Source organism: Nocardia sp. NPDC004415 (assembly GCF_053602435.1).
Genome location: NZ_JBSGDP010000004.1, coordinates 85,920 through 112,488 on the forward strand (window position 1 = coordinate 85,920; position 26,569 = coordinate 112,488).

General features: G+C 69.5%; 26 protein-coding genes. 15 read left to right on the forward strand and 11 right to left on the reverse strand.

Annotation, left to right across the window (positions count from 1 at the left end):
- Positions 1-141: 141 nt before the first annotated feature.
- Both glpK (ACWEMY_RS03230) and ACWEMY_RS03235 read right to left on the reverse strand, forming a co-directional pair.
- Entirely contained in the window at positions 142-1,641 is a 1,500-nt protein-coding gene (glpK, locus tag ACWEMY_RS03230; RefSeq protein ID WP_452388669.1) for a glycerol kinase GlpK, read from the reverse strand.
- A 196-nt stretch (positions 1,642-1,837) separates the two neighbouring features.
- Positions 1,838-2,641 carry an IclR family transcriptional regulator gene (locus ACWEMY_RS03235; protein WP_452388670.1) on the reverse strand — a complete coding sequence of 268 codons (804 nt, stop codon included), beginning with the start codon at positions 2,639-2,641 and terminating at the stop codon, positions 1,838-1,840.
- 120 nt (positions 2,642-2,761) lie between these two features.
- On the opposite strand from ACWEMY_RS03235, the gene glpK (ACWEMY_RS03240) reads away from it, so the two are divergent.
- The 4 genes from glpK (ACWEMY_RS03240) to ACWEMY_RS03255 all read left to right on the forward strand — a co-directional run bounded on the left by glpK (ACWEMY_RS03240) (position 2,762) and on the right by ACWEMY_RS03255 (position 7,520).
- The gene (glpK, locus tag ACWEMY_RS03240; RefSeq protein WP_452388671.1) at positions 2,762-4,270 is read left to right on the forward strand and encodes a glycerol kinase GlpK; all 1,509 of its coding nucleotides are present in this window, start codon (positions 2,762-2,764) and stop codon (positions 4,268-4,270) included.
- Between the two features lie 33 nt (positions 4,271-4,303).
- Positions 4,304-5,983, forward strand: coding sequence for a glycerol-3-phosphate dehydrogenase (glpD, locus tag ACWEMY_RS03245; RefSeq protein ID WP_452388672.1), 1,680 nt, complete (start codon positions 4,304-4,306; stop codon positions 5,981-5,983).
- A gap of 139 nt (positions 5,984-6,122) precedes the next feature.
- Entirely contained in the window at positions 6,123-6,887 is a 765-nt protein-coding gene (locus ACWEMY_RS03250) for an SDR family oxidoreductase (protein ID WP_452388673.1), read from the forward strand.
- A 111-nt stretch (positions 6,888-6,998) separates the two neighbouring features.
- On the forward strand, positions 6,999-7,520 hold the full coding sequence (locus ACWEMY_RS03255) for a hypothetical protein (protein ID WP_452388674.1): 522 nt from the start codon (positions 6,999-7,001) through the stop codon (positions 7,518-7,520).
- A gap of 39 nt (positions 7,521-7,559) precedes the next feature.
- Here the strand turns inward: ACWEMY_RS03255 and ACWEMY_RS03260 are convergent, their stop codons facing one another.
- Entirely contained in the window at positions 7,560-8,414 is an 855-nt protein-coding gene (locus tag ACWEMY_RS03260; protein WP_452388675.1) for an alpha/beta fold hydrolase, read from the reverse strand.
- Between the two features lie 70 nt (positions 8,415-8,484).
- On the opposite strand from ACWEMY_RS03260, the gene ACWEMY_RS03265 reads away from it, so the two are divergent.
- Complete coding sequence (locus tag ACWEMY_RS03265; RefSeq protein WP_452388676.1) at positions 8,485-9,264, forward strand: exodeoxyribonuclease III; 780 nt, start codon at positions 8,485-8,487, stop codon at positions 9,262-9,264.
- A 7-nt stretch (positions 9,265-9,271) separates the two neighbouring features.
- Here the strand turns inward: ACWEMY_RS03265 and ACWEMY_RS03270 are convergent, their stop codons facing one another.
- Positions 9,272-10,702, reverse strand: a complete 1,431-nt coding sequence (locus tag ACWEMY_RS03270) for an ATP-binding protein (RefSeq protein ID WP_452388677.1) — start codon at positions 10,700-10,702, stop codon at positions 9,272-9,274.
- Positions 10,703-10,792: 90 nt separating this feature from the next.
- Between ACWEMY_RS03270 and ACWEMY_RS03275 the strand changes: the two genes are divergently transcribed.
- Entirely contained in the window at positions 10,793-11,290 is a 498-nt protein-coding gene (locus ACWEMY_RS03275) for a ribonuclease domain-containing protein (protein WP_452388678.1), read from the forward strand.
- Entirely contained in the window at positions 11,290-11,772 is a 483-nt protein-coding gene (locus tag ACWEMY_RS03280; RefSeq protein ID WP_452388679.1) for a barstar family protein, read from the forward strand. The genes ACWEMY_RS03275 and ACWEMY_RS03280 overlap by 1 nt, the downstream gene beginning before the upstream one ends.
- 52 nt (positions 11,773-11,824) lie before the next feature.
- Here the strand turns inward: ACWEMY_RS03280 and ACWEMY_RS03285 are convergent, their stop codons facing one another.
- Entirely contained in the window at positions 11,825-12,460 is a 636-nt protein-coding gene (locus ACWEMY_RS03285; protein ID WP_452388680.1) for a TetR/AcrR family transcriptional regulator, read from the reverse strand.
- A 103-nt stretch (positions 12,461-12,563) separates the two neighbouring features.
- Between ACWEMY_RS03285 and ACWEMY_RS03290 the strand changes: the two genes are divergently transcribed.
- From ACWEMY_RS03290 to yhjD, 3 genes are read left to right on the forward strand one after another with little or no spacing between them, the layout of a single operon-like run.
- The gene (locus ACWEMY_RS03290) at positions 12,564-13,508 is read left to right on the forward strand and encodes an oxygenase MpaB family protein (protein ID WP_452388681.1); all 945 of its coding nucleotides are present in this window, start codon (positions 12,564-12,566) and stop codon (positions 13,506-13,508) included.
- Between the two features lie 22 nt (positions 13,509-13,530).
- Complete coding sequence (gene trpS / locus ACWEMY_RS03295) at positions 13,531-14,562, forward strand: tryptophan--tRNA ligase (protein WP_452388682.1); 1,032 nt, start codon at positions 13,531-13,533, stop codon at positions 14,560-14,562.
- Positions 14,563-14,602: 40 nt separating this feature from the next.
- A complete protein-coding gene (gene yhjD / locus ACWEMY_RS03300; RefSeq protein WP_452388683.1) occupies positions 14,603-15,625 on the forward strand; it encodes an inner membrane protein YhjD in 1,023 nt (340 codons plus the stop codon).
- On the opposite strand, the gene ACWEMY_RS03305 is transcribed toward yhjD, so the two are convergent.
- The gene (locus ACWEMY_RS03305) at positions 15,622-16,935 is read right to left on the reverse strand and encodes a D-alanyl-D-alanine carboxypeptidase family protein (RefSeq protein ID WP_452388684.1); all 1,314 of its coding nucleotides are present in this window, start codon (positions 16,933-16,935) and stop codon (positions 15,622-15,624) included. The genes yhjD and ACWEMY_RS03305 overlap by 4 nt on opposite strands.
- A 108-nt stretch (positions 16,936-17,043) precedes the next feature.
- Between ACWEMY_RS03305 and ACWEMY_RS03310 the strand changes: the two genes are divergently transcribed.
- Together ACWEMY_RS03310 and ACWEMY_RS03315 are read left to right on the forward strand one after the other, a co-directional pair.
- Positions 17,044-18,552: an MFS transporter gene (locus ACWEMY_RS03310; RefSeq protein ID WP_452388685.1), complete on the forward strand. Its 1,509-nt coding sequence runs from the start codon at positions 17,044-17,046 to the stop codon at positions 18,550-18,552.
- A complete protein-coding gene (locus tag ACWEMY_RS03315) occupies positions 18,542-19,150 on the forward strand; it encodes a TetR family transcriptional regulator (RefSeq protein WP_375934700.1) in 609 nt (202 codons plus the stop codon). The genes ACWEMY_RS03310 and ACWEMY_RS03315 overlap by 11 nt, the downstream gene beginning before the upstream one ends.
- Here the strand turns inward: ACWEMY_RS03315 and ACWEMY_RS03320 are convergent.
- Positions 19,147-19,830: an ester cyclase gene (locus ACWEMY_RS03320; protein ID WP_375934703.1), complete on the reverse strand. Its 684-nt coding sequence runs from the start codon at positions 19,828-19,830 to the stop codon at positions 19,147-19,149. The two genes, ACWEMY_RS03315 and ACWEMY_RS03320, sit on opposite strands and share 4 nt — an antisense overlap.
- A gap of 154 nt (positions 19,831-19,984) precedes the next feature.
- Complete coding sequence (locus tag ACWEMY_RS03325; protein WP_452388686.1) at positions 19,985-20,881, reverse strand: phenylalanine 4-monooxygenase; 897 nt, start codon at positions 20,879-20,881, stop codon at positions 19,985-19,987.
- 259 nt (positions 20,882-21,140) lie between these two features.
- On the opposite strand from ACWEMY_RS03325, the gene ACWEMY_RS03330 reads away from it, so the two are divergent.
- Both ACWEMY_RS03330 and radC read left to right on the forward strand, forming a co-directional pair.
- A complete protein-coding gene (locus ACWEMY_RS03330) occupies positions 21,141-21,326 on the forward strand; it encodes a type II toxin-antitoxin system VapB family antitoxin (protein ID WP_375934709.1) in 186 nt (61 codons plus the stop codon).
- Positions 21,327-21,461: 135 nt separating this feature from the next.
- Entirely contained in the window at positions 21,462-22,133 is a 672-nt protein-coding gene (gene radC, locus ACWEMY_RS03335) for a RadC family protein (protein ID WP_452388687.1), read from the forward strand.
- Positions 22,134-22,141: 8 nt separating this feature from the next.
- Here the strand turns inward: radC and ACWEMY_RS03340 are convergent, their stop codons facing one another.
- From ACWEMY_RS03340 to ACWEMY_RS03350, 3 genes are all read right to left on the reverse strand, one after another.
- Positions 22,142-23,311 carry a hypothetical protein gene (locus ACWEMY_RS03340; RefSeq protein WP_452388688.1) on the reverse strand — a complete coding sequence of 390 codons (1,170 nt, stop codon included), beginning with the start codon at positions 23,309-23,311 and terminating at the stop codon, positions 22,142-22,144.
- Between the two features lie 73 nt (positions 23,312-23,384).
- Positions 23,385-24,119 carry a TetR/AcrR family transcriptional regulator gene (locus ACWEMY_RS03345; RefSeq protein WP_452388689.1) on the reverse strand — a complete coding sequence of 245 codons (735 nt, stop codon included), beginning with the start codon at positions 24,117-24,119 and terminating at the stop codon, positions 23,385-23,387.
- 28 nt (positions 24,120-24,147) lie between these two features.
- Positions 24,148-25,377, reverse strand: coding sequence for a cytochrome P450 (locus ACWEMY_RS03350; protein ID WP_375934721.1), 1,230 nt, complete (start codon positions 25,375-25,377; stop codon positions 24,148-24,150).
- 182 nt (positions 25,378-25,559) lie between these two features.
- Here ACWEMY_RS03350 and ACWEMY_RS03355 point away from each other — a divergent pair, with 182 nt between their 5' ends.
- A complete protein-coding gene (locus ACWEMY_RS03355) occupies positions 25,560-26,480 on the forward strand; it encodes a fructosamine kinase family protein (protein WP_452388690.1) in 921 nt (306 codons plus the stop codon).
- Positions 26,481-26,569: the final 89 nt, after the last annotated feature.

Below are 26,569 nucleotides of genomic sequence, written 5' to 3' on the forward strand. Positions count from 1 at the left end.
CGATTGGCACTCTTGGCGGCGCAGCGTACCCAGCTCGCGGAATGCGCCGACCGCGCGCAGCTCGAGGAATGGCTCCAGCGGGCCCTCACCGCGACATCCGCGAACGAGCTCTTCGGCTGAGGACACCGGCGCACGTGGCCGTCAGTTCGGCCCGTCTGCCGGGCGGGCCCAGCCGATGCTGAGGTGGACGGCGCGTTGCCAGTGGGCGTATTCCTCGTCGCGGCGGGTGCGGTCGGGGTGGGGGAGCCATTGGGCGGCGGCTCGCCAGTTGCGGCGTAGGCCCTGGAGGTCGGGCCAGTAGCCGACGGCCAGGCCCGCGGCGTAGGCGGCGCCGAGGGAGACGGTCTCGGTGACCAGGGGGCGGGTGACGGGGATGTCGAGGACGTCGGCGATGATCTGCATGAGCAGGTTGTTGGCGGCCATACCGCCCGCTACGCGCAGGGATCGCGCGCGCAGACCGGCGTCGGCGTTCATGGCCTCGACCACGTCGCGGGTCTGCCAGGCGGTGGCCTCGAGGACGGCGCGGGCGAGGTGGCCTTTCGTGACGTACGAGGTGAGGCCGATGAGCAGGCCGCGGGCGTCGCTGCGCCAGTGCGGGGCGTAGAGGCCGGAGAAGGCGGGGACCAGATAGCAGCCGCCGTTGTCGTCGACAGTGCTTGCGAGCGTTTCGATTTCGGGTGCGGTGGCGATCAGGCCGACGATGTCGCGCAGCCACTGCACCAGCGACCCGGTGACCGCGATCGGCCCCTCCAGCGCGTACACCGGCTCCGGGCCCACCTGGTAGCCGATGGTGGTGAGCAGTCCGTGCCGGGAGCGCACGAGTTCGGCGCCGGTGTTCATCATCAGGAATCCGCCGGTGCCGTAGGTGCATTCGGTCTCGCCCGGCGCGAAACAGGTCTGGCCGAAGAGCGCGGCGTGCTGGTCGCCCAGGGCGGCGCCGATCCGTACTCCGGGGGCGGCGGTCCGCGCGATCCCGAAATCGCCGGTCGACGACTCGATGCGCGGCAGCATCGCGGGCGGAATATCGAAGAACCGCAACAGTTCCGCGTCCCACTGACGGGTCGCCAGGTTCATCAGCAAGGTCCGGCCCGCATTGGTCACATCGGTGACGTGTTCGCCGGTGAGATTCCAGATCAGCCAGGACTCCATCGTCCCGAACAGCACGTCACCGCGTTCGGCCCGCTCGCGCAGCCCGTCGACTTCGTCGAGCAGCCAGCGCAGCCGGGGCGCGGCGAAATAGGTGGCCAGTGGCAGCCCGCTCAGCTCTGTAATGCGTTCCGCGCCGGGCTGTTCGCGCAGTCGCTCGACCAGCGCCTCGGTGCGTACGTCCTGCCAGACGATCGCCCGCCGCACCGGCACCCCGGTCACGCGATCCCACACCACGGTGGTCTCGCGCTGATTGGCGATTCCGATCGCGGCCACGTCCTCGACCCCGATCCCCGCGTCCCGCAACGCGGCGGGGACCAGCTTCTCGACGGTCCGCCAGATCTCCAGCGCGTCCTGCTCCACCCACCCTGACCTGGGATAATGCTGGCGCTGCGCGCGCTGCGCGAGCCCCGCCAGCCGGGCGTGCCGGTCGAACACGATGCACCGGCTCGATGTGGTGCCCTGGTCGATGGACAGGACGAAGCGTCGGGTCATCGGGTCCGGCTCCCGTCAGCGAGGTCATTCGCGGGCTGCCGGTGCACCTCTACCCGGTCGGTCGGGATGGTCCGGCAGTAATCGCTTGCGCGGCAGGCTATCTCGCCGCAACGCCGGAAGTGACCCAGGGGGCGCGCAAGCCCGGCGCCTGCCGCGTGGTCGTGCGTCGGCGAGCCGATCGCCGCCGGGCGCCTTCTCACGGCGACACGCTCAGGTCGCGGTGCACGGCCCGCGCCGCGGCGCGCACGTGCTCGATCGCCGTGGCACGCAGCTGTAATCGGTTGTCGCATAACCGATCCACCGGCCCGGTGATCCCGAGCGCCGCGACCACCAGCCCGCCCCGGTCGCGGATCGGCGCGGCCACACCCGCCTCCCCGCCGCGGAACTCGCCGACCTCACCGGCCCATCCCGCCCGCCGGACCTCGGTGACCGCGCGCGCGAGTTCGTCGCGATCGACGATGGTGCGCCGGGTGAAGGCGGTCAGCTCCGGGTCGGCGCCGGACGGGGCCCCCGAACCGGCTGCGCCAGCCGCAGACCGTGTCCGAGCAGGCACGGCGTCATAGGCCAGCAGCACCTTGCCCAGCGCGGTGGCGTGCGCGGGCAGCACCTCGCCGACCGCGAGCGCCTGGGCGCTGTTGTCCGGCCGGAAGACGTGGTGGATCACCGTGACGCCGTCCGCGCGCCCCACCGCGATCCGTACCGACTCCCCGGTGCGCGCCGCGAGCGCGTCGGCCCGGTGGATCGCCCGCGAGCGCAGCTCGTTCACATCGAGCCGGTCGGTGCCGAGTTCGCCGAGCGCGGGCCCAAGCAGATAGCGGCCGGTCGTGGCGTCCTGGTCGACGAACCCGACGCCCAGCAGCGTCCGCAGGATGCCGTGCGCGGTGGGTTTGGCCAGGTCGAGGGCGCCGGCGATCTCCCCGACGGCGAGCGGGCCGGGGGCACGCGCGAGCAGACGCAGCACCGCGGCGGCGCGTTCGATCGACTGGATCGGGCCAGGCACACCCCGAACCTACCAGCCCGTTCGGCATTGTCGAACGGTGGAGATGGCGGCCCCCGAACCCGGTTCCTAGCGTGGATCGCGCAGGGCGGACTCACCGCGGAGTCCGGTGAAAGGACAACGATGTATGTGGGTGCGATCGACCAGGGCACCACATCGACACGCTTCATGGTTTTCGACCGGCACGGTGCCGTCGTCGCGCGCCATCAGCTCGAGCACGAGCAGATCATGCCGCGGGCGGGCTGGGTCGAACACAATCCGGACGAGATCTGGGAGCGCACCCGCACGGTCGTCAAAACCGCACTGGCGCAAGCGGATCTGACCGCCGCCGAGCTCGCCGCGATCGGCGTCACCAATCAGCGCGAGACCACCGTGGTCTGGAATCGCCACACCGGCCGCCCCTACGGCAATGCCATCGTCTGGCAGGACACCCGCACCGACCGCGTCATCGCCGACCTCGACGCCGCCGGGCACAGCGAACTCATCCGCGCCCGCACCGGCCTGCCACCCGCGCCCTACTTCTCCGGCGGCAAACTGCGCTGGATCCTGGACACCGTCCCGGGCGTGCGCGCCGACGCCGAACGCGGCGACGCCCTGTTCGGCACCATGGACACCTGGCTCATCTGGAACCTGACCGGCGGTATCCGCGGCGGCGTGCACGTCACCGATCCCACCAATGCCTCGCGCACCATGCTCATGGACCTGGAGACCCTGGACTGGGATGACGAACTCCTCGCGATCTTCGACATCCCGCGCGCGATGCTCCCCGCCATCGCCGCCTCGGCGAACCCGGCCGGTTTCGGCAGCACCAACCCCGACGGCCCGTTCAAGGGTGTCGTCCCCATCGCGGGCGTGCTCGGTGACCAGCAGGCCGCCGCCGTAGGCCAGGTGTGCTTCCGGCCCGGCGAGGCCAAGAACACCTACGGCACCGGCAATTTCCTCATGCTCAACACCGGCACCGAGATCGTGCGTTCCCGGCACGGCCTGCTCACCACGGTCGCCTACCGCTTCGGCGACGACAAGCCCGCCTACGCGCTGGAGGGCTCGATCGCCGTCACCGGTTCGGCCGTGCAGTGGCTGCGCGATCAGCTCGGCATCATCGCGGGCGCCGCGCAGATCGAGGACCTGGCCGGCCAGGTCACCGACTCCGGTGGGGTCTACTTCGTGCCCGCCTTCTCCGGGCTGTTCGCCCCGTACTGGCGGCCCGACGCGCGCGGCGCGGTGGTCGGCCTCTCGCGCTACAGCAACAACGCGCACCTGGCCAGGGCCACCCTGGAATCCATCGCCTACCAGACCCGTGACGTGGTCGAGGCCATGCAGCGCGACGCGGGCGTGCGGCTCGAGACGCTGCGGGTCGACGGCGGTGTCACCGTCAACCAGCTGGCCATGCAGATCCAGGCCGATCTGCTCGGCGTGCCGGTCTCGCGGCCGGTCGTCGCCGAGACCACCGCGCTGGGCGCCGCCTACGCCGCCGGGCTGGCCGTGGGCTTCTGGGCCTCCACCGACGACCTGCTCGACAACTGGGCCGAAGACGTCCGCTGGTATCCCACCTGGTCCGACGAGCAGCGCGAACACGGCTACGCCCGCTGGCGCAAGGCCGTCTCCCGGACCCTCGACTGGGCCGAGATCTGAACTCCGACAACCCCTTTGTCCAAGGAGAACCGCATGTCTGTACAACTGGATCGCAGCTACCGTGAGCAGGCGATCGCCGGGCTCGGCGCCGAGGAGATCGACGTGCTGGTCATCGGCGGCGGGGTGACCGGCGCGGGTGCCGCGCTCGACGCGGCGTCGCGCGGCCTGTCGGTGACCCTGGTCGAGACCCGCGATTTCGCCGCGGGTACCTCGAGCCGCTCGTCCAAACTCATCCACGGCGGCCTGCGCTACCTCGAGCAGATGGACTTCGCGCTGGTGCGCGAGGCGCTGAAAGAACGTGGGCTGCTGCTGAACACGCTCGCGCCGCACCTGGTGCGGCCGGTGCCGTTCCTGTTCCCGCTGCAGCACCGCGTGTGGGAGCGCGCCTACATCGGCGCGGGCATCGCCCTCTACGACACCCTCGGCGGCGCGCGCACCGTCCCCATGCACAAGCACCTGACCCGCACCGGCGCACTGGAACTCGCGCCCGCGCTGCGCGAGGACGCCATGACCGGCGCCATCCGCTACTACGACGCCCAGGTAGACGACGCCCGGCACACCATGATGATCGCCCGCACCGCCGCCGAACAGGGCGCGACCGTGCTCACCCGCACCACGGTGACGGGGCTGGAACGCGACGGCGAGCGGGTCGTCGGCGCCCGCGTGCGCGACCTGGAAACCGGCCGCGAACACACCATCCGGGCCCGCAGCGTGATCAGCGCGACCGGCGTGTGGACCGACGACATGATCAAGCTGACCGGCGTCGACTTCCCGTTCCATGTGCGCATGTCCAAGGGCGTGCACATCCTGGTCCCGCGCGACCGGCTCGACCTGCACACCGGGCTGATCATGCGCACCGAGAAGTCGGTGCTGTTCGTCATCCCGTGGGCCGAGCACTGGATCATCGGCACCACCGACACCGACTGGGCGCTGGACAAGAACCACCCCACCGCCACCGCCGCCGACGTGCAGTACATCCTCGACCACGTCAACGGGCTGCTGCGCGAGCCACTGACCAGGGCCGACATCGTCGGCACCTACGCGGGTCTGCGGCCGCTGATGACCGGCGCGTCCAAGGAGACCGCCAAGCTCTCGCGCGAGCACGCCGTGGCCGAGCCCGCGCCGGGCCTGTTCGTGATCGCGGGCGGCAAGTACACCACCTACCGGGTGATGGCCGCCGATGTGGTCGACGCCGTCGCCGCCCGCCTCGGCGGCGAGATCCCCGCCTCGTCCACCGACACGCTGCCGATCCTCGGCGCGGCGGGCTACGCCGAGATGCTCGCCGCGGCCCAGTCGCTGGCGGCCGCCGCCGGGCTGCCCGCCGAGACCGTCGAGCACCTGCTGGGCCGCTACGGCTCGCTGACCAGCGAGCTGCTCGATCTGGTCCGCACCGATCACACCCTGCGACAGCCGATTTCGGGCGCGCCCGAGTACATCGCCGCGGAGATCGTCTACGCCGTCACCCACGAGGGCGCTCTGCACCTGGACGACGTGCTCACCCGCCGCACCCGCATCTCCATCGAGGTCCCCGACCGCGGCCTGGCCGCCGCCCCGCAGATCGCCCGGCTGATCGCCCCGCTGCTCGGCTGGGACGAGGAGACCACCAATGCCGAGATCAACCGCTACTACGACCGGGTGCACGCCGAACTCGCCGCCAACGAGGCCGCCGACGACGAGGCCGCCAATACCGCCCGCCTGGTCGCGGTGCACTGACCGCACACCCCGGCACGGCGCCGCCGTACCGCTTCGGTGCCCGGCGCACGCCGGTGGTGGTCGCCGACGCGGTCGCGGATTCGCGGGCAGCTGCTACCGAAGCGGCACCGGGGGTGCGGACGGTGACTACCGTGGACCCATGAATTCGCGCAGTGACCGCCGGGGCGTCGTCCTCGTCACCGGCGCCAGCTCGGGCCTCGGCGCCGAGATGGCCCGCCAGTTCGCCGCTCTCGGCTACGACCTCGCCCTGTGCGCGCGCCGCACCGAGCGCCTCGACGAGCTGCGCACGCAGATTCTGGCCGAACAGCCGGACCGCGTGGTGTCGGTGAAGGCGCTCGACGTCGTCGACGACGCGGCCGTCTTTCGTGTCTTCGACGAGTTCGCCGCCGAGTTCGGCACGATCGATCGCGTCGTGGTGAACGCGGGCCTGGGCAAGGGCGCCCCGCTGGGCACCGGCCGCCACGACGCCAACCGGGCGACCGCGACGGTGAATTTCCTTGCCGCCCTCACCCAGAGCGAGGCCGCGCTCACCCTGTTCCGCGCCCAGGGCCACGGCCACCTGGTCATGATCTCCTCGATCTCGGCCCTGCGCGGCATGCCCAAGACCCTCACCACCTACGCCGCCACCAAGGCGGGCGTGGCCGCGCTCGCCGAGGGTGTGCGCACGGAAAACATTCCCGGCGTGGATGTCTCGGTGATCTATCCCGGCTACATCCGCTCGGAGATGAACGACCGGATCAAACACGAGCCGAAGTTCATGGTGGACACCGCCACCGGCGTGCGCGCCATGGTCGCCGCCATCGAGAAGCGCCGCGCCAAGGCGTATGTGCCCGCTTGGCCGTGGGTGCCGTTCGGCTACGCCCTGCGTGTCCTCCCGGCACAGCTGGCGCGCAAGCTCCTCTGACCCTCGCGCGCGGGAAAACGCAGCGGCACAGGCATGTATATGATGCTTGCGCTGTGCTCGGGGGGAAGATCTCGCATGGAGACCCCGCGCGTCCCATGAGGAGGGGAATCCGTGAAGACCCGTTTCGCGCTGTCCGCCACGGTGGCTGCCGCCGCCTTGCTGCTGGCCGGATGCCAGGAAGAACTGCCGCCCGGTGGTCAGCCGGTCACGCCGTCGTCGGCCACCACGTCCTCGGCGGCCCCGGCCACCCCGAACGCCGACGGCGTGCTGAACCCGGGTGACACCGGCAAGCTCGAATCCGGCGTCGAGCTGTCGATCCTGAAGGTGGAGGGCGACCAGGTCGAGCGCGAGGGTGCCGTCTCGGTGTTCACCTTCCAGCTCAACAACACCTCGTCCAAGGCGCTGGACCGCTGGTCATCCCCGTCGCTGGTCTTCGGCGAGGACGGGACCGCCGCCGAGTCGGTGCTCTCGCTGGACAAGAACTACAAGTACGGCCTCGAGGGCAAGCTGCCGCCCGGCTCCAAGCAGACCATCAAGATCGCCTACGCGGTGCCGGTCGACAAGCTCAAGCCCGCGGTCGTCACCTCCGAGGAGCTGATCTGGCGGGGCGACTTCAGCAACTACAAGCGCTGACCCGCTGACGGTGGGCGGACATCGTCCGCCCACCCGGCCTCAGACCGCGCGCAGGTGCCCGCGGCTGGCGTAGATGTGCTCGGCGATGAGCGTCGCGATCCGGTCCGGCGCCTCCAGCATCGGCACATGACCCACCCCGTGCACCACGATGCGGTCGGCCGATTCGGGCAGTTCGCGCAGGTAGCGGGTGGCGTAGACGCTGTTGGGGATGATCCGGTCGTACTCGGCCAGCAGCATCCGCACCGGGGTCGCGATCGTGTCGAGATCGGTCATCGACGGGGCGCGCAGGCTGCCCAGCAGCATCGGGACGATCACTTCGCAGTGCAGCACCGCGGTCACCAGGGTCGCCAGGTCGCGGCGCGGGATCGCGCTCACGTGCTTGGCGACCAGGAACCCCGCCACCTGCTGGACCAGCGCGTTGTCCACCACGAAGGTGCCAAGGCGCTTGCCGATCTCGACGAACGGGATCAGCGAGGCGAACTTGGCGCCGATGCGTAACTGGGTGATCGAGGGCTGGGTCCAGCCGCCCGCGGGCGCGATGGCGGTGAGGGTCCGTGCCCGGCCACGCCGGGCCAGCTCCAGTCCCACCCAGCCGCCGAGCGAATTGCCGGCGATATGGCAGTCACGCCAACCCAATTCGTCGAGCTGGTTCTCGATCTGATCGGCCAGCGCGTACACATCCAGCGACCAGCCCTCGACCTCCGGGCCACCCCAGTGCCCCGCGAAGGCGGGCGCGTACACCTCGCAGTTCGCCGACATCCGCCGCGCCACCTGTTCCCAGCAGTGTGGCGAGAGCATGAATCCGTGCAACAGCAGCACCGGGTCACCCGACCCGAGATGCAGCGCCGCGACGGGCGCGGGACGGGCAGTGGACTTGGCGGTGCGTGACGTCATCGTCATCCACCCCTTCCTGGACAGCGGTGTCCCGGGGAGCATTCCTGACCTGCCATTGTACGGTCGTACGGTGGCTCTGATCCTCTCGACTGTGAATGTGAACGGCGTGCGTGCCGCGTCGACCAAGGGCATGCTGGCGTGGCTCGCCGCGACCGAAGCCGACATCGTGTGCCTGCAGGAGACGCGCGCGACCGACGCGCAGGTCGCGACGGCACTGGCGCCCGCCCTCGACGCCGGGTGGGTGCTCTCGCACGCCGAACCGGAATCCAAGGGCCGCGCCGGGGTCGGCCTCCTGTCGCGCCGCGCCCCCGACGCAGTACGGATCGGCTTCGGCAGCGCCGAGTTCGCCGCCTCCGGCCGCTATATCGAGGCCGACTTCGGCGAGATCACCGCGGCCAGCGTGTACGTGCACTCCGGCGAGGAGAACACCCCCAAGCAGGACGAGAAGTACCGCTTCATGGCCGAACTCGGCGCCTACCTGAAGACCCGCACCGGCGATTTCGTCGTCAGCGGCGACTGGAACATCGCCCCCGCCGAAGTGGACCTCAAGAACTGGAAGGCCAACCAGAAATCCGCGGGCTTCCTGCCCGAGGAACGCGCCTGGATCGCCGAACTCCTCGCCGCCGGCTACGTCGACGTCGTCCGCGCCCTCCACCCCGACACCGCAGGTCCCTACAGCTGGTGGTCCTACCGGGGCCGAGCCTTCGACAACGACTCCGGCTGGCGCATCGACTACCACCTCGCCCTCGGCGACCTCCCCACCCGAGCCAAACAAGCCGTCGTCGAACGCGCCCCCGCCTACGACCAGCGCTGGTCCGACCACGCCCCGGTCACCGTCCAGTTCCGGTGACGACGGCTCACGGTCGAACAGTTCGTGGTCGCCACGCGGCCAGGAGGTCGTCGGGGGTGAACGCGGCGGCCAGGTGATCGGTGGCGACGCCGGAGCGGCTGACCGCGATCAACGGGATGGCCTCGTCGGTCAGCCGGAAGCGGTGGTTCTGCAGGGTCGTGAGGTCGTGGGTGTCGAACGGTGAGTTCTCCAGCCACTTGATGGACCCGAGGAAGGCCAGTTCCTTGGCGACGGGTTCCCGGTCGGCGCCGACGATGTCGATCTCCACGTCGTTGGTACGGGTCCAGTACCCGCCGATCGCCGGGACGGCGGGGATACCTCGGGCCGGGAGGAGCCGTGCCAGGGACTCGCGGATGAGCGGCTCGACCGCCCGGCCACGCCAGCTCGTCCAGCCGCGTCGAATCCGCGCGAGGGTCAGGTCCGCGCGCAGGCGATCCAGTTCGGGGAGGTGGGGGCCGAGGAAGGTGAGCCAGAATCGCAGGTACGAGTCGGTGATGCGGTACCGGCGGTCCTTCGACGGGGTGAGCGAGATCGGTAGGTCGCCCGCGACGATTCCTTTGTCCGTCAACAGGTTCAAGGCGCGGGACAGGCTGGTGTTGGCGAGCCCGCCTGCCGCCCGGGCGATATTGGTGAACGTTCGCTCGCCGCTGCCGATCGCGGACAGAACCTGTCGGGCCAAGGTCTGTTCGGGGAATTCGGCGGCCAGAGACAGCTGTGCGGAGACGATCAAAGGGCTGACCGGATCCGCCAGTTCCCTGGTCAGGAATGTCCACACATCGTCCTCGGGCCGCCAGCGTGCGCAGATGATGGGTAGCCCGCCGGTGACCAGCGTGGCGTCGAAAGCGGTCGCGGCGTCGGCGCCGGTCATCGTCGCGACGTCGGCGGGGTCGAGCGGACCCAGCCGCATCTCGGTGCCGCGCTGATGGAACGGCCGACCGTGCGAGGTGAGCGCGGCCATCATGGCCAGATCGGACCCGATGAGGATCAGCAGGACCGGTTTGCGGCACAGTTCGCGGTCCCATGCGCGCTGCAGGACACTCTCGAAGGCCCCCGCGTCGTCCATGAGGTAGGGCAGTTCGTCGAGGACGACGACACTCGGCTCGTCGTCCGGCAGGATCCCCGCCAGCTGCCGCAGCGCCGCGGTCCAGTTGGCCGGCAGGGCATCGGCGAAGACGTCGGCATCGGGGAGGGACGAATGCGCGACCGTATCGGCGAACTCGATCAGCGGATCGGTTCCGAGTCCGATCTCGCTGGTGTAGAACATATTCGGCGCGCCGCTGCGCTGAGTGAACTCCTCGATCAGCGCGGACTTACCGATGCGGCGGCGACCGCGCAGGATCAGACAGTTCCCCGGTTTCGCGGTACCGATCGCGGCCCGGACCCCGGCCAGCGCGGTATCCAAGGTCCGCAGTTCGCGCCATCGCCCGACGAAGTCCATCGCTCCCCTTGGTATCATCGATGATAGTTACATGGATGATACTATCAAGCCGCTCGTGGGTGGCGGGCTCGGTGACGTAGGTTCATCACGGTGAACCTCTCGCGTAAGACGCTCGGATTGCTTGCCGGGCTTGTTCTCGTTCTGGCCGCGCTCGGGCTGTCGGTGTTCGGTGGGTCCGGGGACAACAGCACTACCTCGGTGACCACGACCGCCGCGGTCGCCGGTGGTGCCAGTACCGCGCCCAAGCCGGGTGCGCCCGCGGCGAAACCCGGGGGGAGTTCGGCCGCGCCGGTCAGCAAGGTGGCGGGGGTTCCGGATCGGGCGTACGCGACGTTGGTCGAGATCGATGCGGGGCGGTGGCCGGATTCGGCGGGCTCGCCCGGGACCAAGGGTGGGGAGCAGTGGATGAACCGGGGGACGAAACTGCCGCCGAAGGATTCGGCGGGGAATCCGGTGAAGTATCAGGAGTGGGATGTCAATCCCAAGCAGCGCAATCGGTCTCGTGATGCGGAGCGCATCGTGACCGGCAGTGATGGTTCGGCCTGGTACACCGGTGACCACTACGACACCTTCACGAGGATGCGCTGATGACGTCGCGAATGCCGCTGTCGCAGTTCCTTGCCCGCCCCACCGCCGGAGCCCCGACGGGCCCGGTGTTCGGTGCGCTGGCCGTCGACGCCGCGCAATTCAGCGGGGTGCGCTACGACGCGCCGGCCGACTACCGGGTGCGCGAACTGCGCGGACCCAAGATGCGCACGGTCGCGGCGCTGTTCGACGAGTTCGCCGCCGCCTTCCAGTTCCCGTACTACTTCGGCGCCAACAAGGACGCCTTCGACGAGTGCCTGCGTGACCTCGACGATTTCGTCGGTGACGCGCCCGGCTATGTGGCGGTGGTCCGCGCCGCCGCCGAGCTGCTGGCCGAGCAGCCCACCGAACGCGACTGGTTCGCGGGCGCGGTGCGCGACTGCGCGGCCTACTGGGCGCGTCGCGATGTGGCCTTCCGCGTCGTGCTGCAGGGCGAGCCGTCGGCCTTCGATGCGGTCGCGTTGACCGACCGCCCCGGCTCCTAGCGCCGGTATTCGCGTCTGCCCGATGCCACTCGATCAGCCGTAGCCGACGGACTCAGCGGCGACCGGCCAGGTCGTCGCCGAGCAGGACGAACACGTCGGTGATCTGGTCGACGAGTTGTTCGCGGGTGAGATCGAGGTCGCCCGCGAGCCAGGTGGTCAGGGTCTGGGTGAGCCCGCCGACCAGGTACAGCGCGCGGAAGTCGACGATGTTCTGCGCGATCTCCACCTGATAGAACCCGCTGCCCTGCGCGGCGACCAGCCGGGCGAACGCGCGCACCGTGCGTGCGGTGCGCGCCCGGAGTTCGGGTGTGGCCATGCCCGCGATCAGCGCGGCACGGGCCTTGCGCGGGTCGTCGATGAGCACCGAGGTGCCCGCGTGGATGGCGGCGTGTGCCTGGGCGCGGCTGTCGGGGGCCGCTCCCGCCAGCGCGGTGACGATGGCGGCGGTGAGTTCCTCGGCGATCCGGTCCAGGACCGCCTCGAGGACCGCGTCGCGATGCTCGAAGTTCTCGTAGTAGTAGCGCTCGTTGAGTCCGGCGCGGGCGCACAGCCCGGCCACGGTCAGCTTGGCCTGCCCGTCCTCGCCGACGAGCTCGAGGGCCGCGTCCAGCAGTGCGGTGCGGCGCTGCGCCTTGCGCTCGGCCGCCGAGACGCCGCCATAGGTCCGTTGTGCGGTCACGGCATCCATTTTGCGTCCTGTCGGCTCCCGGGGCTTTTCTGGTAGAGACTCTTGCCAGATTATCAAATCTGGAGGATTCTATTGCCAGATGCACTCGACGAGGAGGCGCAGCATGGCCGCACGGCAGGGCGAACCCGGATATTTCGCCGACGATTCGATGATCCGCAGGGTGATGAGCAAGCGGGCGGTGGGACTCACCTACGGCGTGCGCGCGCTGGTGATCGGGGCGGTCCATCCGCTGCTGTTCGTCGGTACCAGCGAGAACACCGCGCACCGGGCCACCCCGTACACGCGCCTGGCGATCACCGGCGCGATGTTCGAGGCGGTGTTCCTGGGCAGCAAGTCCGAGGCCGACCGGGCGCTGGCCTTCACCCGTCGCAAGCATCAGCCGGTGGTCGGCACGCTGCCCGAGGACGCGGGCGCCCACCACCCGGCGGGCAGCGCCTATGCCGCGCACGACCCGCACCTGATGTTCATGACCATGGCCTTCACCTTCGATTCGGCCGAGGCCATGTACGACCGGCTGGTCCGCGAGCTCACCGCCACCGAACGCGAGGACCTGTATCAGGACTACGTGCGCTGGGGCGAGTTGTTCGGTATGCCGCGCGAGGCCGCTCCCGGCGACTACCCGGCCTTCCGCGCGTACTTCGACGCCTACCTGGACTCCGACGAGCTGTTCCTCACCGACGAGGCCCGGCTGGTGGGCTCCTACCTCGCGGGCAGCCGCAAGGCCTACCGGCTGGCCCCGCCCGCCGAGCAGGTCGGCACCGCGCTGTATTCCCTGGTCCAGGGCAGTCTGCCGCCACGGATTCGGAGGATGTACGGCATCGAGTGGGGGCTCACCGACGAGCTCGCGCACCGCGCGCTGTGCCGCAGCCTGCGCACCGCTCATCGCACGCCACCGCTGGCGCCGCGCGTGCTCGCCGGTGCGCTGGCGGGGCCGAGCACACCCTCCTATCAGCTGCTGGCCCGGCGCGAACAGCGCAATGTCCGGGCGGGCAAGGCGAGCATGCCGGGCGTCGATCCACGGAACTGGGTGCAGCGAAATTCCGCTTGATCGACATGGAAAGATCGAGGGCATGTCCAGTCCTGCCCCGGCCGCGACGGCCGAACGCAAGCAGCGGGTGCTGTCGGGCATCCAGCCCACCAGCGACTCCTTCCACCTCGGCAACTACCTGGGTGCGCTGCAGTACTGGGTGACCATGCAGGACGACTACGACGCGCTGTATTTCATCCCCGACATGCACGCGATCACCGTCAGCCAGGACCCCAAGGCGCTGCGCGCGCGCACCAAGTCCGCCGCCGCCCAGCTGCTCGCGCTCGGTATCGACCCGGCCAAGTCGACCCTGTTCGTGCAGAGCCAGGTGCCTGAGCACGCGGAGCTGGCCTGGGTCCTGAGCTGTATCACCGGGTTCGGTGAGGCGGGCCGGATGACCCAGTTCAAGGACAAGTCGGTCAAGCAGGGCGCCGAGAACGCGACCGTCGGCCTGTTCACCTACCCGGTGCTGATGGCGGCCGACATCCTGCTCTACCGCCCGCACCAGGTGCCGGTCGGCGAGGATCAGCGCCAGCATCTGGAGCTGACCCGGAACCTGGCCCAGCGCTTCAACACCCGCTTCAAGAAGACCTTCGTCGTGCCAGAGCCGCACATCGTCAAGGGCACGGCCAAGATCTTCGACCTGCAGGACCCCACCGCCAAGATGAGCAAGTCGGCCTCCACCGACGCGGGCCTGATCAATCTGCTCGACGACCCGAAGGTCACCGCGAAGAAGGTGCGCTCGGCGGTCACCGACACCGAGCGCGAGATCCGCTACGACCCGGAGAACAAAGCCGGCGTGAGCAACCTGCTGGTGATCCTGAGTTCGCTGACCGCCACCCCGATCGTGAACCTCGAGGAGAATCTCGCGGGTAAGGGTTACGGTGATCTCAAGGCCGAGGTGGCCGACGCGCTGGTCGAATTCGTGACACCCGTGCAGAAGAAGGTGCAGGAGTATCTGGCCGATCAGGCCGAACTGGACCGCATTCTCGCCGCGGGTGCCGAGCGGGCACGCGAGATCGCTGGCAACACACTGGCTCAGGTGTACGACCGGGTGGGCTTCCTGGCCCGCTGACCCGGCGCCCCTGGGGTTTCGGCTGAAGGGGCGCGTGGGCATGCAGATCGTCGACAACATCTCGGCCGCTGTCGAGAGGCAGATCGGGCGCAGGCCCTGGCTGGATCATCTGGTCAGGGCGGGCGGCCGCTTCCAGGACAGCCGCGGCGACTTCTTCGCCGCCGGGATCACGTATTTCACTGTGCTGTCGCTGTTTCCGCTGCTCATGGTGGCGTTCTCGGCGGCCGGTTTCGTGCTGGCCGGGCACCCGGAGTGGCTGGCGGAGTTGCAGGAGAAGGTCGTCGAGCTCGTGCCGGGTTCCTTCGGCGACCAGATCAACGACCTGATCGATCAGGCCATCAAGTCACGCGGCACCGTCGGTGTGCTGGGTCTGCTGGTCGGTCTCTACACCGGCCTGGGGTGGATGTCGAACGTCCGGGCCGCGCTCACCGAGCAGTGGGCGAGCAAGAGCCCGGAGAAGCCGTGGTGGCTGGCCAAGCTGTCGGATCTGGGCGCGCTGATCGGTCTGGGGCTGGCGTTCGTGGTGTCGCTGGGCCTGTCGGCGGTGGGGGCGAGCGGGCTGGGCAGGCGGCTGCTGGAGGGTCTCGGGCTCGACCATGTGCCCGGTGCGACGGTGGTGCTGTCGCTGATCTCGATCGCGCTGGGCTGGCTGGCGTCCTGGGCGGTGTTCGCCTGGATGATCGCCCGGCTGCCGCGCGAACCGGTCTCGCTGCGCAGCGCGGCGCGCGCGGCGGCGCTGGCCGCCGTGGCGTTCGAGGTGTTCAAGGTGGTCGCGGCGATCTACCTGCGGATGGTGATGTCGAGCCCGGCGGGCGCGACCTTCGGTTCGATCATCGGTCTGATGGTGTTCAGTTACACCACCTACCGGATTCTGCTGTTCGCCACCGCGTGGGCGGCCACCTCGTCCGACAACGAACGCGCCGCGACCGTCCAGCCGCCGGACCCGGTGGTGATCAAGCCGCGCGTGGTCGAGCACGGTGTCACCACCGGGGCGGGCGCGGCCTACTTCGGCGCGGGCGCGGTGGCCGCGCTGGCCCTGGTGCTGGTGGGCCGCAAGCGCTAGCGCCCGCGCCGCACCACCCGGCGGCCCCACAGCAGCAGTCCGACCACCACCAGCGGAATACCGATCAGCGTGGCCACCCGGGCGCCCTGGTGCGCGGGCTGCTCGGGCGCGGCCTGGGCGCCGTCGGCGCGCGGCGGGGGTGAGGCGAGCGGCACGCTGGGTTGCACTGCCTCGCTACCGGTTTCGGGGAGCTTGCCGACGCGGGCGTCGGTGTCGAGGGCGAAGCCGTAGTCCAGCAGCCGCGCGGCCTGCACCCACGGGCGCACCGGGAGCACGTCGGCCTTGAGCAGGGTGACGACGAGGCGGTGACCGTCGCGTTCGGCGGCGGCGACGAAGGTCTGGCGGGCGTCGTCGGTGAAGCCGGTCTTGCCGCCGATCGCGCCCGTGTAGTTGTAGAGCAGCTGGTTGTCGTTGGCGATCGGGAACCCGGGGTGGTCCTTGTCGTCGGGGATCTTGGGGTCGGCCGGATAGCCGGGGAAGTCGACCTGTTCGGTGTGGATGAGCTCGGCGAACAGCGGGATGTTCATCGCCTCGCGGAACAGCACCGACAGGTCGTAGGCCGAGGTGCTCATGCCGGGGCCGTCCAGGCCCGACGGGGTGGCGGCGCGAGTGTCCATGGCGCGCAACGACTTCGCCACCGCGTTCATCTTCGCCACGGTGGCCTCGTCGCCGCCGAGCTGGGCGGCGATGGCATGCGCGGCGTCGTTGCCCGAGCACATGATCAGCGCCTGCATGAGCTGGCGGTTGGTGTAGCGCCCGCCCGGTCCGATGCCGACGCGGGTGCCGTCGACATCGGCGTCGGCCTGGGTGCCGACGACCACCTTGTCCAGGTCGAGGGTGCGCAGCGCGACGATGGCCAGGGCCACCTTGATGGTGGAGGCGGGGCGGTAGCGGCCGTGCGGGTCCTTGGCCGCGAGCACGCGCCCGGTATCGAGGTCGGAGACCATCCACGAGGTCGCGGAGAGGTCGGCGGGCAGCGCGGGCGCGCCCTGGGGCAGCACCACGCCGCATTCGCCGAGCCGTTCGCCACCGATCGCGGGGGAGGGCACCGGCAGCGGGCTCGGCGCCGACTCGCCCGGCGCGGGCACCTCGGAGGTGTCGATCGGCGCGGGCGGCAGCGTGCGCTGCGGGCAGCTGTCGGTGTTCGGGGTGGTGAACGGGGGTGTGGTGGTCGTGCTCGACCCGGTGGTGGGTGGGTCGTAGGGCTCGACGGGCGGGATGGCGAGGGCGGGAGCCGCGGCGAGGGCGGCGACCGAGGCGAACGCGCCGAGCGTGCTGGCGGCGCGCACGCCGAGTTCACGGATCTTCATCACCTCGCAGCCTAGCGAGCCCGCGCGTCGCGGCAACGCGGGGTATTGACACTTCACTTCAAATGAGAGTTACTATCAAAAAGTAGTTACTGTCATTTTGGAGGAGACATGCGGACCGAGGACACCCGTCGCTGGCTCGCGCTCGGCGCGCTCGCCCTGGCGATGCTCACCATCGGGCTCGACGTCACCGTGCTCACCGTGGCCCTACCGACCCTGGCGGTCGACCTGCACGCGAATACCGCTGCGCTGCAATGGTTCACCGGTGCCTACACGCTCGCCCTGGCCGCGCTCATGCTGCCCGCGGGCGCGCTCGGTGACCGGTACGGGCGCAGGAAGGTGCTGCTCGGCGCGCTGGTGCTGTTCGGTGTGGCCTCGGTGGCCTGCGCGTTCGCGGGGTCGTCGGGTCAGCTCATCGCGGGCCGGGTGGTGCTCGGCGTCGCGGCCGCCGCGATGATGCCGCTGTCGATGGCGGTGCTGCCGGTGCTGTTCACCGATCCCGCGCAACGGCAACGCGCGCTGACGATCTGGGTCACCTCGACCGCCATCGGCCTGCCGCTGGGCCCGATCGTGGGCGGCTGGCTGCTCGAGCACTACTGGTGGGGCTCGGTGTTCCTGATCAATGTGCCGCTGGTGGTCGTCGGCGCGCTCGCGGTCGCCACTCTGGTCCCGGAATCCCACGGCGACACCGGGTTCCGTATCGATATCGCCGGCGCGGTGCTCTCGGCCGCGGGCATGCTCGGCCTCACCTACGGCTTCATCCGGATCGGCGAGCAGGGCTGGGGTGAACCGCTCGCGTGGCTGTGTGTGGGTGTGGGAGTGGCCTTGCTGGCGGCGTTCCTGGCCTGGCAGCGGCGGGTCGCGCATCCGCTGATCGACGTGGGGTTGTTCGCCGCGCCCGCATTCCGCTGGGGGACAGCATTTTCCATCCTGGTCAATTTCGCGATGTTCGGCATGTTCTTCACCGTGCCGCAGTACTTCCAGGCCGTGCTCGGTGTCGACGCGCTGGGCAGCGGGCTGCGGCTGCTGCCGATGATCGGCGGCGTGGTGCTCGGCAGCAGGCTCGTCGACCTGCTCCTGCCCCGGATCGGTGTGCGTGCTGTGCTGGTGGGCGGGTTCCTGATCCTGGCCGCCGGACTTGGCCTGGGCGCACTGACCTCCGTCGACTCCGGCTACGGACTCACCGCCCTGTGGACCACCGTGCTCGGCACGGGGATGGGCCTGGTCATGCCCGCCGCGATGGGTCTGGCGATGGGGGAGCTGGCGGCGAATCGGGCGGGCGCGGGTTCTGCTCTGCTGCAAGCGCTTCGGCAGGCGGGCGGCACCATCGGCGTCGCGGTGCTCGGCACCGTGCTGGCCACCCGGTACCGCGCCGAGCTCGGTCCGCTCGATCACGCGCCGATCGCCGACGGGGTCAATGCCGGGGTGGCGGCCACCCAGGGCGATTCGGTGCGGCTCGCCCAGGTGCAGCACGCGTTCGTCGCGGGGATGGACACCATGCTGGGGGTGTGCGCGGTGCTGTGTGTGGCCGCGGCGCTGGGCGCGGTGTTCGTGATCCGGCGCGGCACGAGCGCACCGGTGATCGCCGAGGATGCGGCAGAATCGATGCATGCCGGTTGACATGTCACTTCGCGCGCGGAAGAAGGAACGCACCCGCCGTACGCTCCGGCTCGAGGCGTTCCGGCTCTTCCGCGAACAGGGCTACACCGAGACCACCGTGGAACAGATCGCCGCGGCCGCCGAGGTGTCGCCGAGCACCTTCTTCCGGTACTTCCCGACCAAGGAACAGCTGGTCCTCGCCGACGATCAGGACCCGCTGATGATCGAGGCGCTGGCGGCGCAGCCGCGCGGCCAGCACCCGCTCACCGCCTTCCGCAAGGCGGCCGAGCAGGTCTTCACCGGGCTTTCCCCGGAGGAGATGGCCTTCGAACAGGAACGTCAGGCCCTGCTCTACCACGTGCCGGAGCTGCGTTCGGCGATCGGCCGGGAGTTCCAGCGCAGCATCGAACTGGCGGCCGGGCTGCTGGCCGACTACACCGGCCGTCCGGCCGACGAGTTCGAGGTGCGGGTCGCGGCGGGGGCGATGATCGGGGCCATGCTGTCGATCGCCACCACCACGCCGGTCAACGCCGACAATGTGGCCCGGGCGCTCGAGCTGCTGCACGCGGGCCTGCCGTTCGGCACCTCCGGAGAGGCACCGAACGGCGCGGGCGGCTAGTTCTTGCCGTGCTGCACGGGGCAGCCGTGGGCCAGCGGGCCGAGCAGCTGGTTGTTGTCGTAGAAGTGCTCGAGCTCGACGATGCGCAGGTCCTCGCTGACGCGCGCGATCGTCACGCCGAACATCTCGATCTGCTCGCCGGTGGGCTGGTGGCCCTTGTACTCGCCGTCGTACTTGCCCCAGTGCCGCCACCGGAAGCTCACCGTCGGCGGGCCCGACAGCACCTCGAGCACCTCCCAGAAGAACCCGCCGGGGAAGGCGGTGTGGAAGATCTTGTGCGAGGACTCGAAGGTCTCGTTGGCCGACTCGTAGTAGGGGTTGTCGCCGATGAGGATGTTGTAGCTGCCGATCCGGGCGAACTCCTCGGCGTCCTGCCACACCCCGCCGTTGACCCGGCCGCGGTACTGCTCGGCCACCACCGACAGCCAGGTGGCCGGGTCGGCCTTGTGCGAGACCTCCATCTCGAAGACCTTCACCAGATCCTCGACGATGGCCTCGAGCGACCCGGGCGCGTGCTGGGCGACGCGCTCGCGCGGAATCACCTCGTGGCTGAGTTCGTAGTCGGGAACGTTGCCGCGCCACTGGTCCGGTGTCGCCGCGGCGATCACCGCTTCCCGGCCCTGCAGCCACAGCGGAGCCTCGGGCTCCGGGGCAGGCTCGGAGGCATGCGTATCGGTCACGTCCACAGTCATTTTCGGTCTACCCGACCCTTTCGCAAAGCTTGAAGAACCGGTCGAAAGTAACAGCCGAGCGGCCCGTTCTGCCTGTCGGGTCTCATCATGTGAGAAACGAAAAATGATGAACTGTGTTCTGTACCAAGGTATTCGGAGTTTGCTATGACACCGGGTGCGGATGGTGGCCGAGCCGGGCCGGAGTCTCGTCGTCCATTGTCGCGAAGAATTCGCCCAGCACGTCGACCAGCTGATCCACCGAATCCGCGCAGAACAGCACCGGCTGGTAATGGGTGATGTCGTAGCTGATGGTGCCCATCGCAGCGACATCGAGCGGGCGTAGCTGCGCGTGCCGGAATTCGTCGATCTCGCCGTAGGAGGACAGCAGTCCCGCGCCGTAGCAGCGAATTTCCCCGGCCTCGCGCACCACACCGAATTCCAGCGAGAACCAGAACACATCGGCCAGGAATTTCAGCGCGGTGTCGGTGCGCAGGCGCGCCACCGCGGCGCCGACGGTTTCGTAGAGCGCCGCGAAGCGCGGGCTGGCGATCTGGCTGGCGTGGCCGATGATCTCGTGGATCGCGTCGGGCTCGGGGGTGTACAGCGGCGCCGAATGGTGGCGGATGTACTGGGTGGAATGGAAGGTGCGCTCGGCGAAGGAGCCGAAGAACTCGCGCAGCGGCACCAGTCCGGCGGCGGGTACGTAGCGGAAGCCGGTCAGCGGGGCGAGCAGCCGGGAGACCTCGTCGAGCTGCGGGATGTGATCGGGCGGCAGGGCGAGCCGCGCGGCGGCCTCGCGCACCTCGGCGCAGGCGTAGACGGCGTGCTTGGCGGACAGTTCGGCCGAGGCGATGCGCCACACCCGCTGCTCGTCGTCGGTGTAGTCGATGTGCGGGGTGGGCCCGTCCTCGTGATAGTCGAGGGCGAGCGCGGCGATGGCATTGCGGCGCGCGCGGTAGTCCTGATCGCCGACCCCGGGATGGTCGGCGCTCAGGTGCACCGTCACATCGCCGTCACGCTCGCGCGTCACCGGCGAGTACAGCTGTGCCTCGGTGAACATGCCTCAAGGCAAGCACCGCTGCTCGGTCGGCGACAACAGCGACGCGCACAACTGCGCAAACTGCACAGTTCCGGCGCGATGGCTGCCCCGATTCCGGCGGTCACCAGCGAATTCGGGTCGTCTTTCCGCGGCGGTCACGGTGGGTGCGGCCGGTTTGCTGTGTGCGGTTGCGAATACCGGATTCGGTAACGACGCGGTGAATCTCCGCACGCACGGGCGGTCCATCACGCAAGATTGCGTTCGTAGGCGAGGAGGATGTGTGCGAACTCTGCGGATAGATCTGGACCAGCGTCTGCTGGCCGCTGCTGCCGACATCATGGGCACAGGTGACAGCAACGCGACTGTCAACGAGGCGTTGCGCCGGATCGTGGTGCACGAACGCCAGCTACGCAATCTGGAGCGGTTGATGGCCGATTCGATATTCACCTCGGAGCCGTCCACCTGACGATGCAGTCCCCTTGATCCCGATTCCATCTTCACCGCGGAGCCCACCGGCTAGCCCGGTGGCTGGGGGATAGCTCGAATCTGTCGGTGGGTGCTGGGAGTATCGGTGGCGTCACCGATCCGCAGGGGGGAACCGATGTCGGTACCGATCGCCGATCTGCCCGTCGCCCAGCGTCCACGCGAGCGGCTGCTCATGCTCGGCCCGCACGCGCTCAGCGACAGCGAACTGCTCGCACTGCTGCTCGGCCAGGGCACGCGCGGACTGTCCGCGCTCGAACTCGCCGCACAACTGCTCGGTGAATACGGCGGCCTCGCCGAGTTGTCCGCTGCCAGGCCGGAGGAACTCGCGCGCAGGGCGGGCATCGGTCCCGCCAAGGCCGCCACCGTCATCGCCGCCTTCCACCTGGGCACCCGCTCGCGCACGAGCACCGACACCGTGCCCCGCCTGAGCGCACCGGAGGACATCGCCCGCGTGGCCATCCCGCTGTTCGCCGGCGCCCGCGTCGAACGCCTGCTCGTGCTGATCTGCGACACCCAGCACCGGCTGCGCCACCGCGCCTTCGTCGCCGAAGGCGCCATCGACCACGTCGCCGTTCCCGTCCGCGAAATCCTCAACACCGTCCTGCGCCACGACGGCCGCGCCTTCGCCGTCGTCCACAACCACCCCTCCGGCGACCCCGAACCCAGCCCCGACGACCGCCGCGCCAGCACCCTGCTCCACCAGGCCGCCACCACCGTCGGCCTGCGCTACCTCGACCACATCGTCATCGCCGGCGAATCCTGGACCACCGCACCACCATGGGAATAGGTGGGTGGTCAGGGCTCGATGGCGGCGGCGCGGAGGCGGGTCATAGCGGCGGGATCGGGCCAGCCGCGCACTTCGAATCGGGTCGGGGACAGGCCCGGAACAGGCACCAAACCCAGTATCTCGATCACCGCGGGGAAGGGGACAGTGCAGACCGATTCCACGTCGTCGTTCTTGCCGCGGCGCAGAAAGTGGACGACGTCAGCCTCCGGTAGCAGGTAGTCCACGTCCTCACCCCAGACCACGGAGGTGAAGGCACCGCGGTCGGATTCCTCGTAGTTCACCGTGCTGACGTAGGCGGGTTCGATGTCGAGGTCGGGCAGTTCGAGGAACTCCTCGAAAGTCTTGTTGAGGTGGTTCGACTGGATCGAGTACTCGGTCAGGGCGAGGCCGGCGCGGGCACGCAGCGCCAGTCGTCGGCAGGGGTGCTCGCCCGCCTCGTCGAACGGGACGACAGTGCCTTCGGCGTCGATCGTGTACCCCTGCGGTGAGATCGGCCGCGCTGCCTCCCGGTACTGCTGCTCGATCATCTCGAAGGTCTGCGCGAGCAGATCCGGTTCATCGGGAACGAGCAACAGGGAATCGTTCTCGGCGATGAAGACCACCGGCCGATGCGTCCCGTCGGCATGCCCGGCCAGCCAGCCGGGCACCAGCAGCCAGGATGCGGCGTAAGAGCTGCCGTCGTCGATGAACCGGGTGACCTGCAATCTCTCCGCTGAACCGGGCCGTGCGAGGGCCGCGAGGTTCTCGCGTGCCGCGGCGAAGACCTCGTCCGGCTCGACTCCCCAGTCACGTGCGTGGTTCTCGTGGACGAAGGCCCGGGTCCGTGGCCGATCGATGACCACCGACTCGTTGACGAACGGGAACGCCGGGCGCGACAGTGCGCTCGACAGGTCGGCGCCGAGTGTGACCGGCCGCAGGACCGATCGCAGCATCGGACGCACCGACCGCCAGTCGACGGGCACCTCGTCGTCGAAGATCATCGCGGAGACGAACGCCGCGAGGCTCGCCGCGCGCTCGCTGGGGCCGAGGTCGGAGCACTCGCGAAAGATGTTGCCCAGATAGATGACCCGGCCGTCGTCGAGGCCGACGCTGAAATCCTCCGCCGAATACTCGGCCGCACCGGCCCAGTGCGCCCGCACGCTGGCCAGCGCCTCCTGCCCGAACTGCTCGTGCTCCATCACTCAGCTCCCCCATTCCGAATCGGTGTCGTCCGATACTCTCGCAGGCCACCGACAGACTCGCCCGGTCGCGCTAGTCGGGGCGGTGGTCGAAGCCTGTGGTGCGGGCCAGGTCGGCGAGCATGGCGTCGAACATGATCTCGGGGGAGGCCAGGGGGATGGGATAGTTGCCGAAGACTTCCAGGGTGACGTGGCCGAAGAGGCGGGCCCAGGTCTGGACCATGAGGTAGGTGGTGCCGAGGTCGAGTTTCTCGGCGGGGAACTTCTGGCCGGTCTCGGACAGGACGGCCAGCAGTTCGGTCTGGAAATCGATGAGGTCGTCGCGGAGTTCGGCGGGGATGGTGTCGCCGGGTGGGGTGGCGATCTCGAAGCCTGCCAGCAGCCGGCCCGCGGCGGCGAGGAAGACGCGGCCGAAGGGTTCGTCGAAGCGGCGCATCATGGTGCGTTGATCGGAGGGGGTGGCGAAGACGAGGGTGAACTCGCGCGGCTGGGCCAGGGCCCAGCGGCGGAAACCCCGGCAGATGGCGAGGAATTGCACCGCGCCGTCGTCGGGCAGCTGGTCGATCTCGGCGGACAGGAACGCGGCCAGCTCGGCGCAGAATTCCAGGCGCAGCCGCTCGACCAGTTCGTCGCGCGAGGCGTAGTGCCGGTAGAGGGCGGGGGCGGTGATGCCGAGTTCGCGGGCGATGGCGCGCAGGGTGACCCCGTCGGGGCCGTGCGCGGTCAGTAGGGCCCGCGCGACGCGCCGGATGTCGGCGTCGGACACCGTCGGTGTCCGGCCCCTGGTCCGTCCTCGCTCCTCGGTCAACCCGCCCCTCCCTCGATAGACCCGCGGCTCAAGCGTATTCGACTTCCCAGCGCTTGATGCCGTTGAGCCAGCCGGTGCGCAGCCGCACCGGATCGGCGACCTGACGCAGGTTCGGCATCGCGTCGGCGATGGCATTGAACATCAGATCGATCTCTAGGCGGGCCAGATTGGCGCCGACACAGTAGTGCGTGCCGGTGCCGCCGAAGCCGACGTGCGGATTGGGGTTGCGCAGCACGTCGAAGCGGAACGGGTCGGTGAAGGCGTCTTCGTCGAAATTGGCCGAGCTGTAGAACAGCCCGACGCGCTGGCCCTTCCTGATCTGCTGTCCACCCAGCTCGAGATCGCGGGTGGCGGTGCGCTGGAAGGCGGTCACCGGGGTGGCCCAGCGCACGATCTCGTCGGGCGCGGTGCGCGGGCGCTGCTGCTTGTAGAGCTCCCACTGCTCGGGATTGTCGACGAAGGCCTTCATGCCGTGGGTGATCGAGTTGCGGGTGGTCTCGTTGCCCGCGACAGCGAGCAGGATGACGAAGAAGGCGAACTCGTCGGAGCCCAGGTGCTCGCCGTCGATGTCGGCGTTCACCAGCTGGGTGACGATGTCGGCCGCCGGGCAGCCGCGCCGCTGCTCGGCCATGTTCCAGGCGTAGCCCATCACCTCGGCGGTGGCGGTGTGGTGATTGCCCTCGAACTCCGGATCGTCGTAGGAGATCATCTGATTGGTCCAGTCGAAGATCTTGCGGCGGTCTTCCTGCGGCACCCCGAGCAGTTCGGCGATCGCCTGCAACGGCAGTTCGACGGCCACCTGCTCGACGAAGTCGCCGCGACCTTCCCGCTTGGCCTCGAACACGATGCGTTCGGCGCGTTCGGTGAGCGCGGCGCGCAGGTTCTCCACCGCGCGCGGGGTGAACCCCTTGGACACGATGCGCCGGATCTTGGTGTGCTGCGGCGGATCCAGATTCAGCATGAGCATGTTGCCGAGCATGTCGATCTGCTCGCGGGTGGTCTCCTCGTTGAACCGGATGATCGCGGTGTTCTCGTGGGAGGAGAAGTCCTCGGGGTTCTTGGAGATCTCCTTGATGTCGGCCAGTTTCGAGACGACCCAGTAGCCGCCGTCGTCGAAGCCGCTGGCCCGGTCGGGCTGGGCGCACCACCAGACCGGCGCGGTGCGCCGCAGCTCGGCGAACTCCTCGACGGGCAGTCGGGCGGCCAGCAGATCGGGATCGGTGAAATCGAATCCTGCCGGGATGTTCGGGCTGATCACGGGTGTCTCCTCCGGTCCGTCACGCGGCCCTCGCCGGTGATGTAGAACACGTTCCGGGACCATGAAACCACGCTCGAGCGTGTGGTGAACAGCGTTTAGTAATACCTGTTAACCAATGTGGTCATCGAGGTGATCCGGCCTGTTCGCTGCCGGTGTGCCCGTGTTGTGGGCAAGATGGCCGGGTGGACCTGCCGTTCCTGCGTGCGCACCCGCACCTGCTGCCGACCTTCCTGGCCCATCAGCGACTGCGCACCACGCCGGTCGCCGGCGGCTCGATCAGCGTCGCCGAGCGGCTCGTCCTCGACGACGGCACCCACCTGTTCCTCAAGACCTGGCCCGGTGGGGTCTCGGCGGCGCCCACCGGCGAGCCGTCGCCCGCCCCGCCGGGCCTGTTCGCCGCCGAGGCCGCCGGGCTCGACTGGCTTCGGGTGCCCGGGGGTGTCGCGGTGCCCGAGGTCTACGCGGCTACCGACGAGCTGCTGCTCATGGCTTGGATCGACCACCGGGAACCGACCATCGTGGCCGCCGAACGCTTCGGGGCTGCGCTGGCCGTCACCCACCGGGCGGGTGCGGCCCACTTCGGCGCGCCGGTGTCCAGTGCCGATGCGCCGGGTGTCCCCACAGAGGTCGGGTTTCTCGCCGGTCTACCCATGGACAACACCCCTGGCGACGACTGGCCCACCTGGTTCCGCGAGCGCCGCATCCTCCCGTATCTGAAACTCGCCGTCGACGCGGGCGCCCTCGACCCCGCCGACGCCACCCGCGTCGAATCCATGCCCATCGAAGCCCCCACCGAACCCCCGTCCCGCATCCACGGCGACCTCTGGCCCGGCAATGTCCTCTGGGGCCCCGCCGACACTCCCTGGCTCATCGACCCCGCCGCCCACGCGGGCCACCGTGAAACCGACCTCGCCAGCCTCCACCTCTTCGGCGGCGCGCCCCACCTGTCCCGAATCCTCGCCGCCTACAACGACATTTACCCCCTTGCCCCCGACTGGCGTACTCGCATCCCCTTGCACCAGCTCCCCATCCTGCTCGTCCACGCCATCCTCTTCGGCCGCTCCTACCGCTCGGCAGTCCTGGACGCGGCGTCCTGCTATTAGGCAGCCAGGGGTGCGTCCTCCCCGGAAGGCTGTGAACGAACAGGCGGCGTCGCGAACTCGGAGCGGACGCGCCTGCGCCCCCGGCTGAC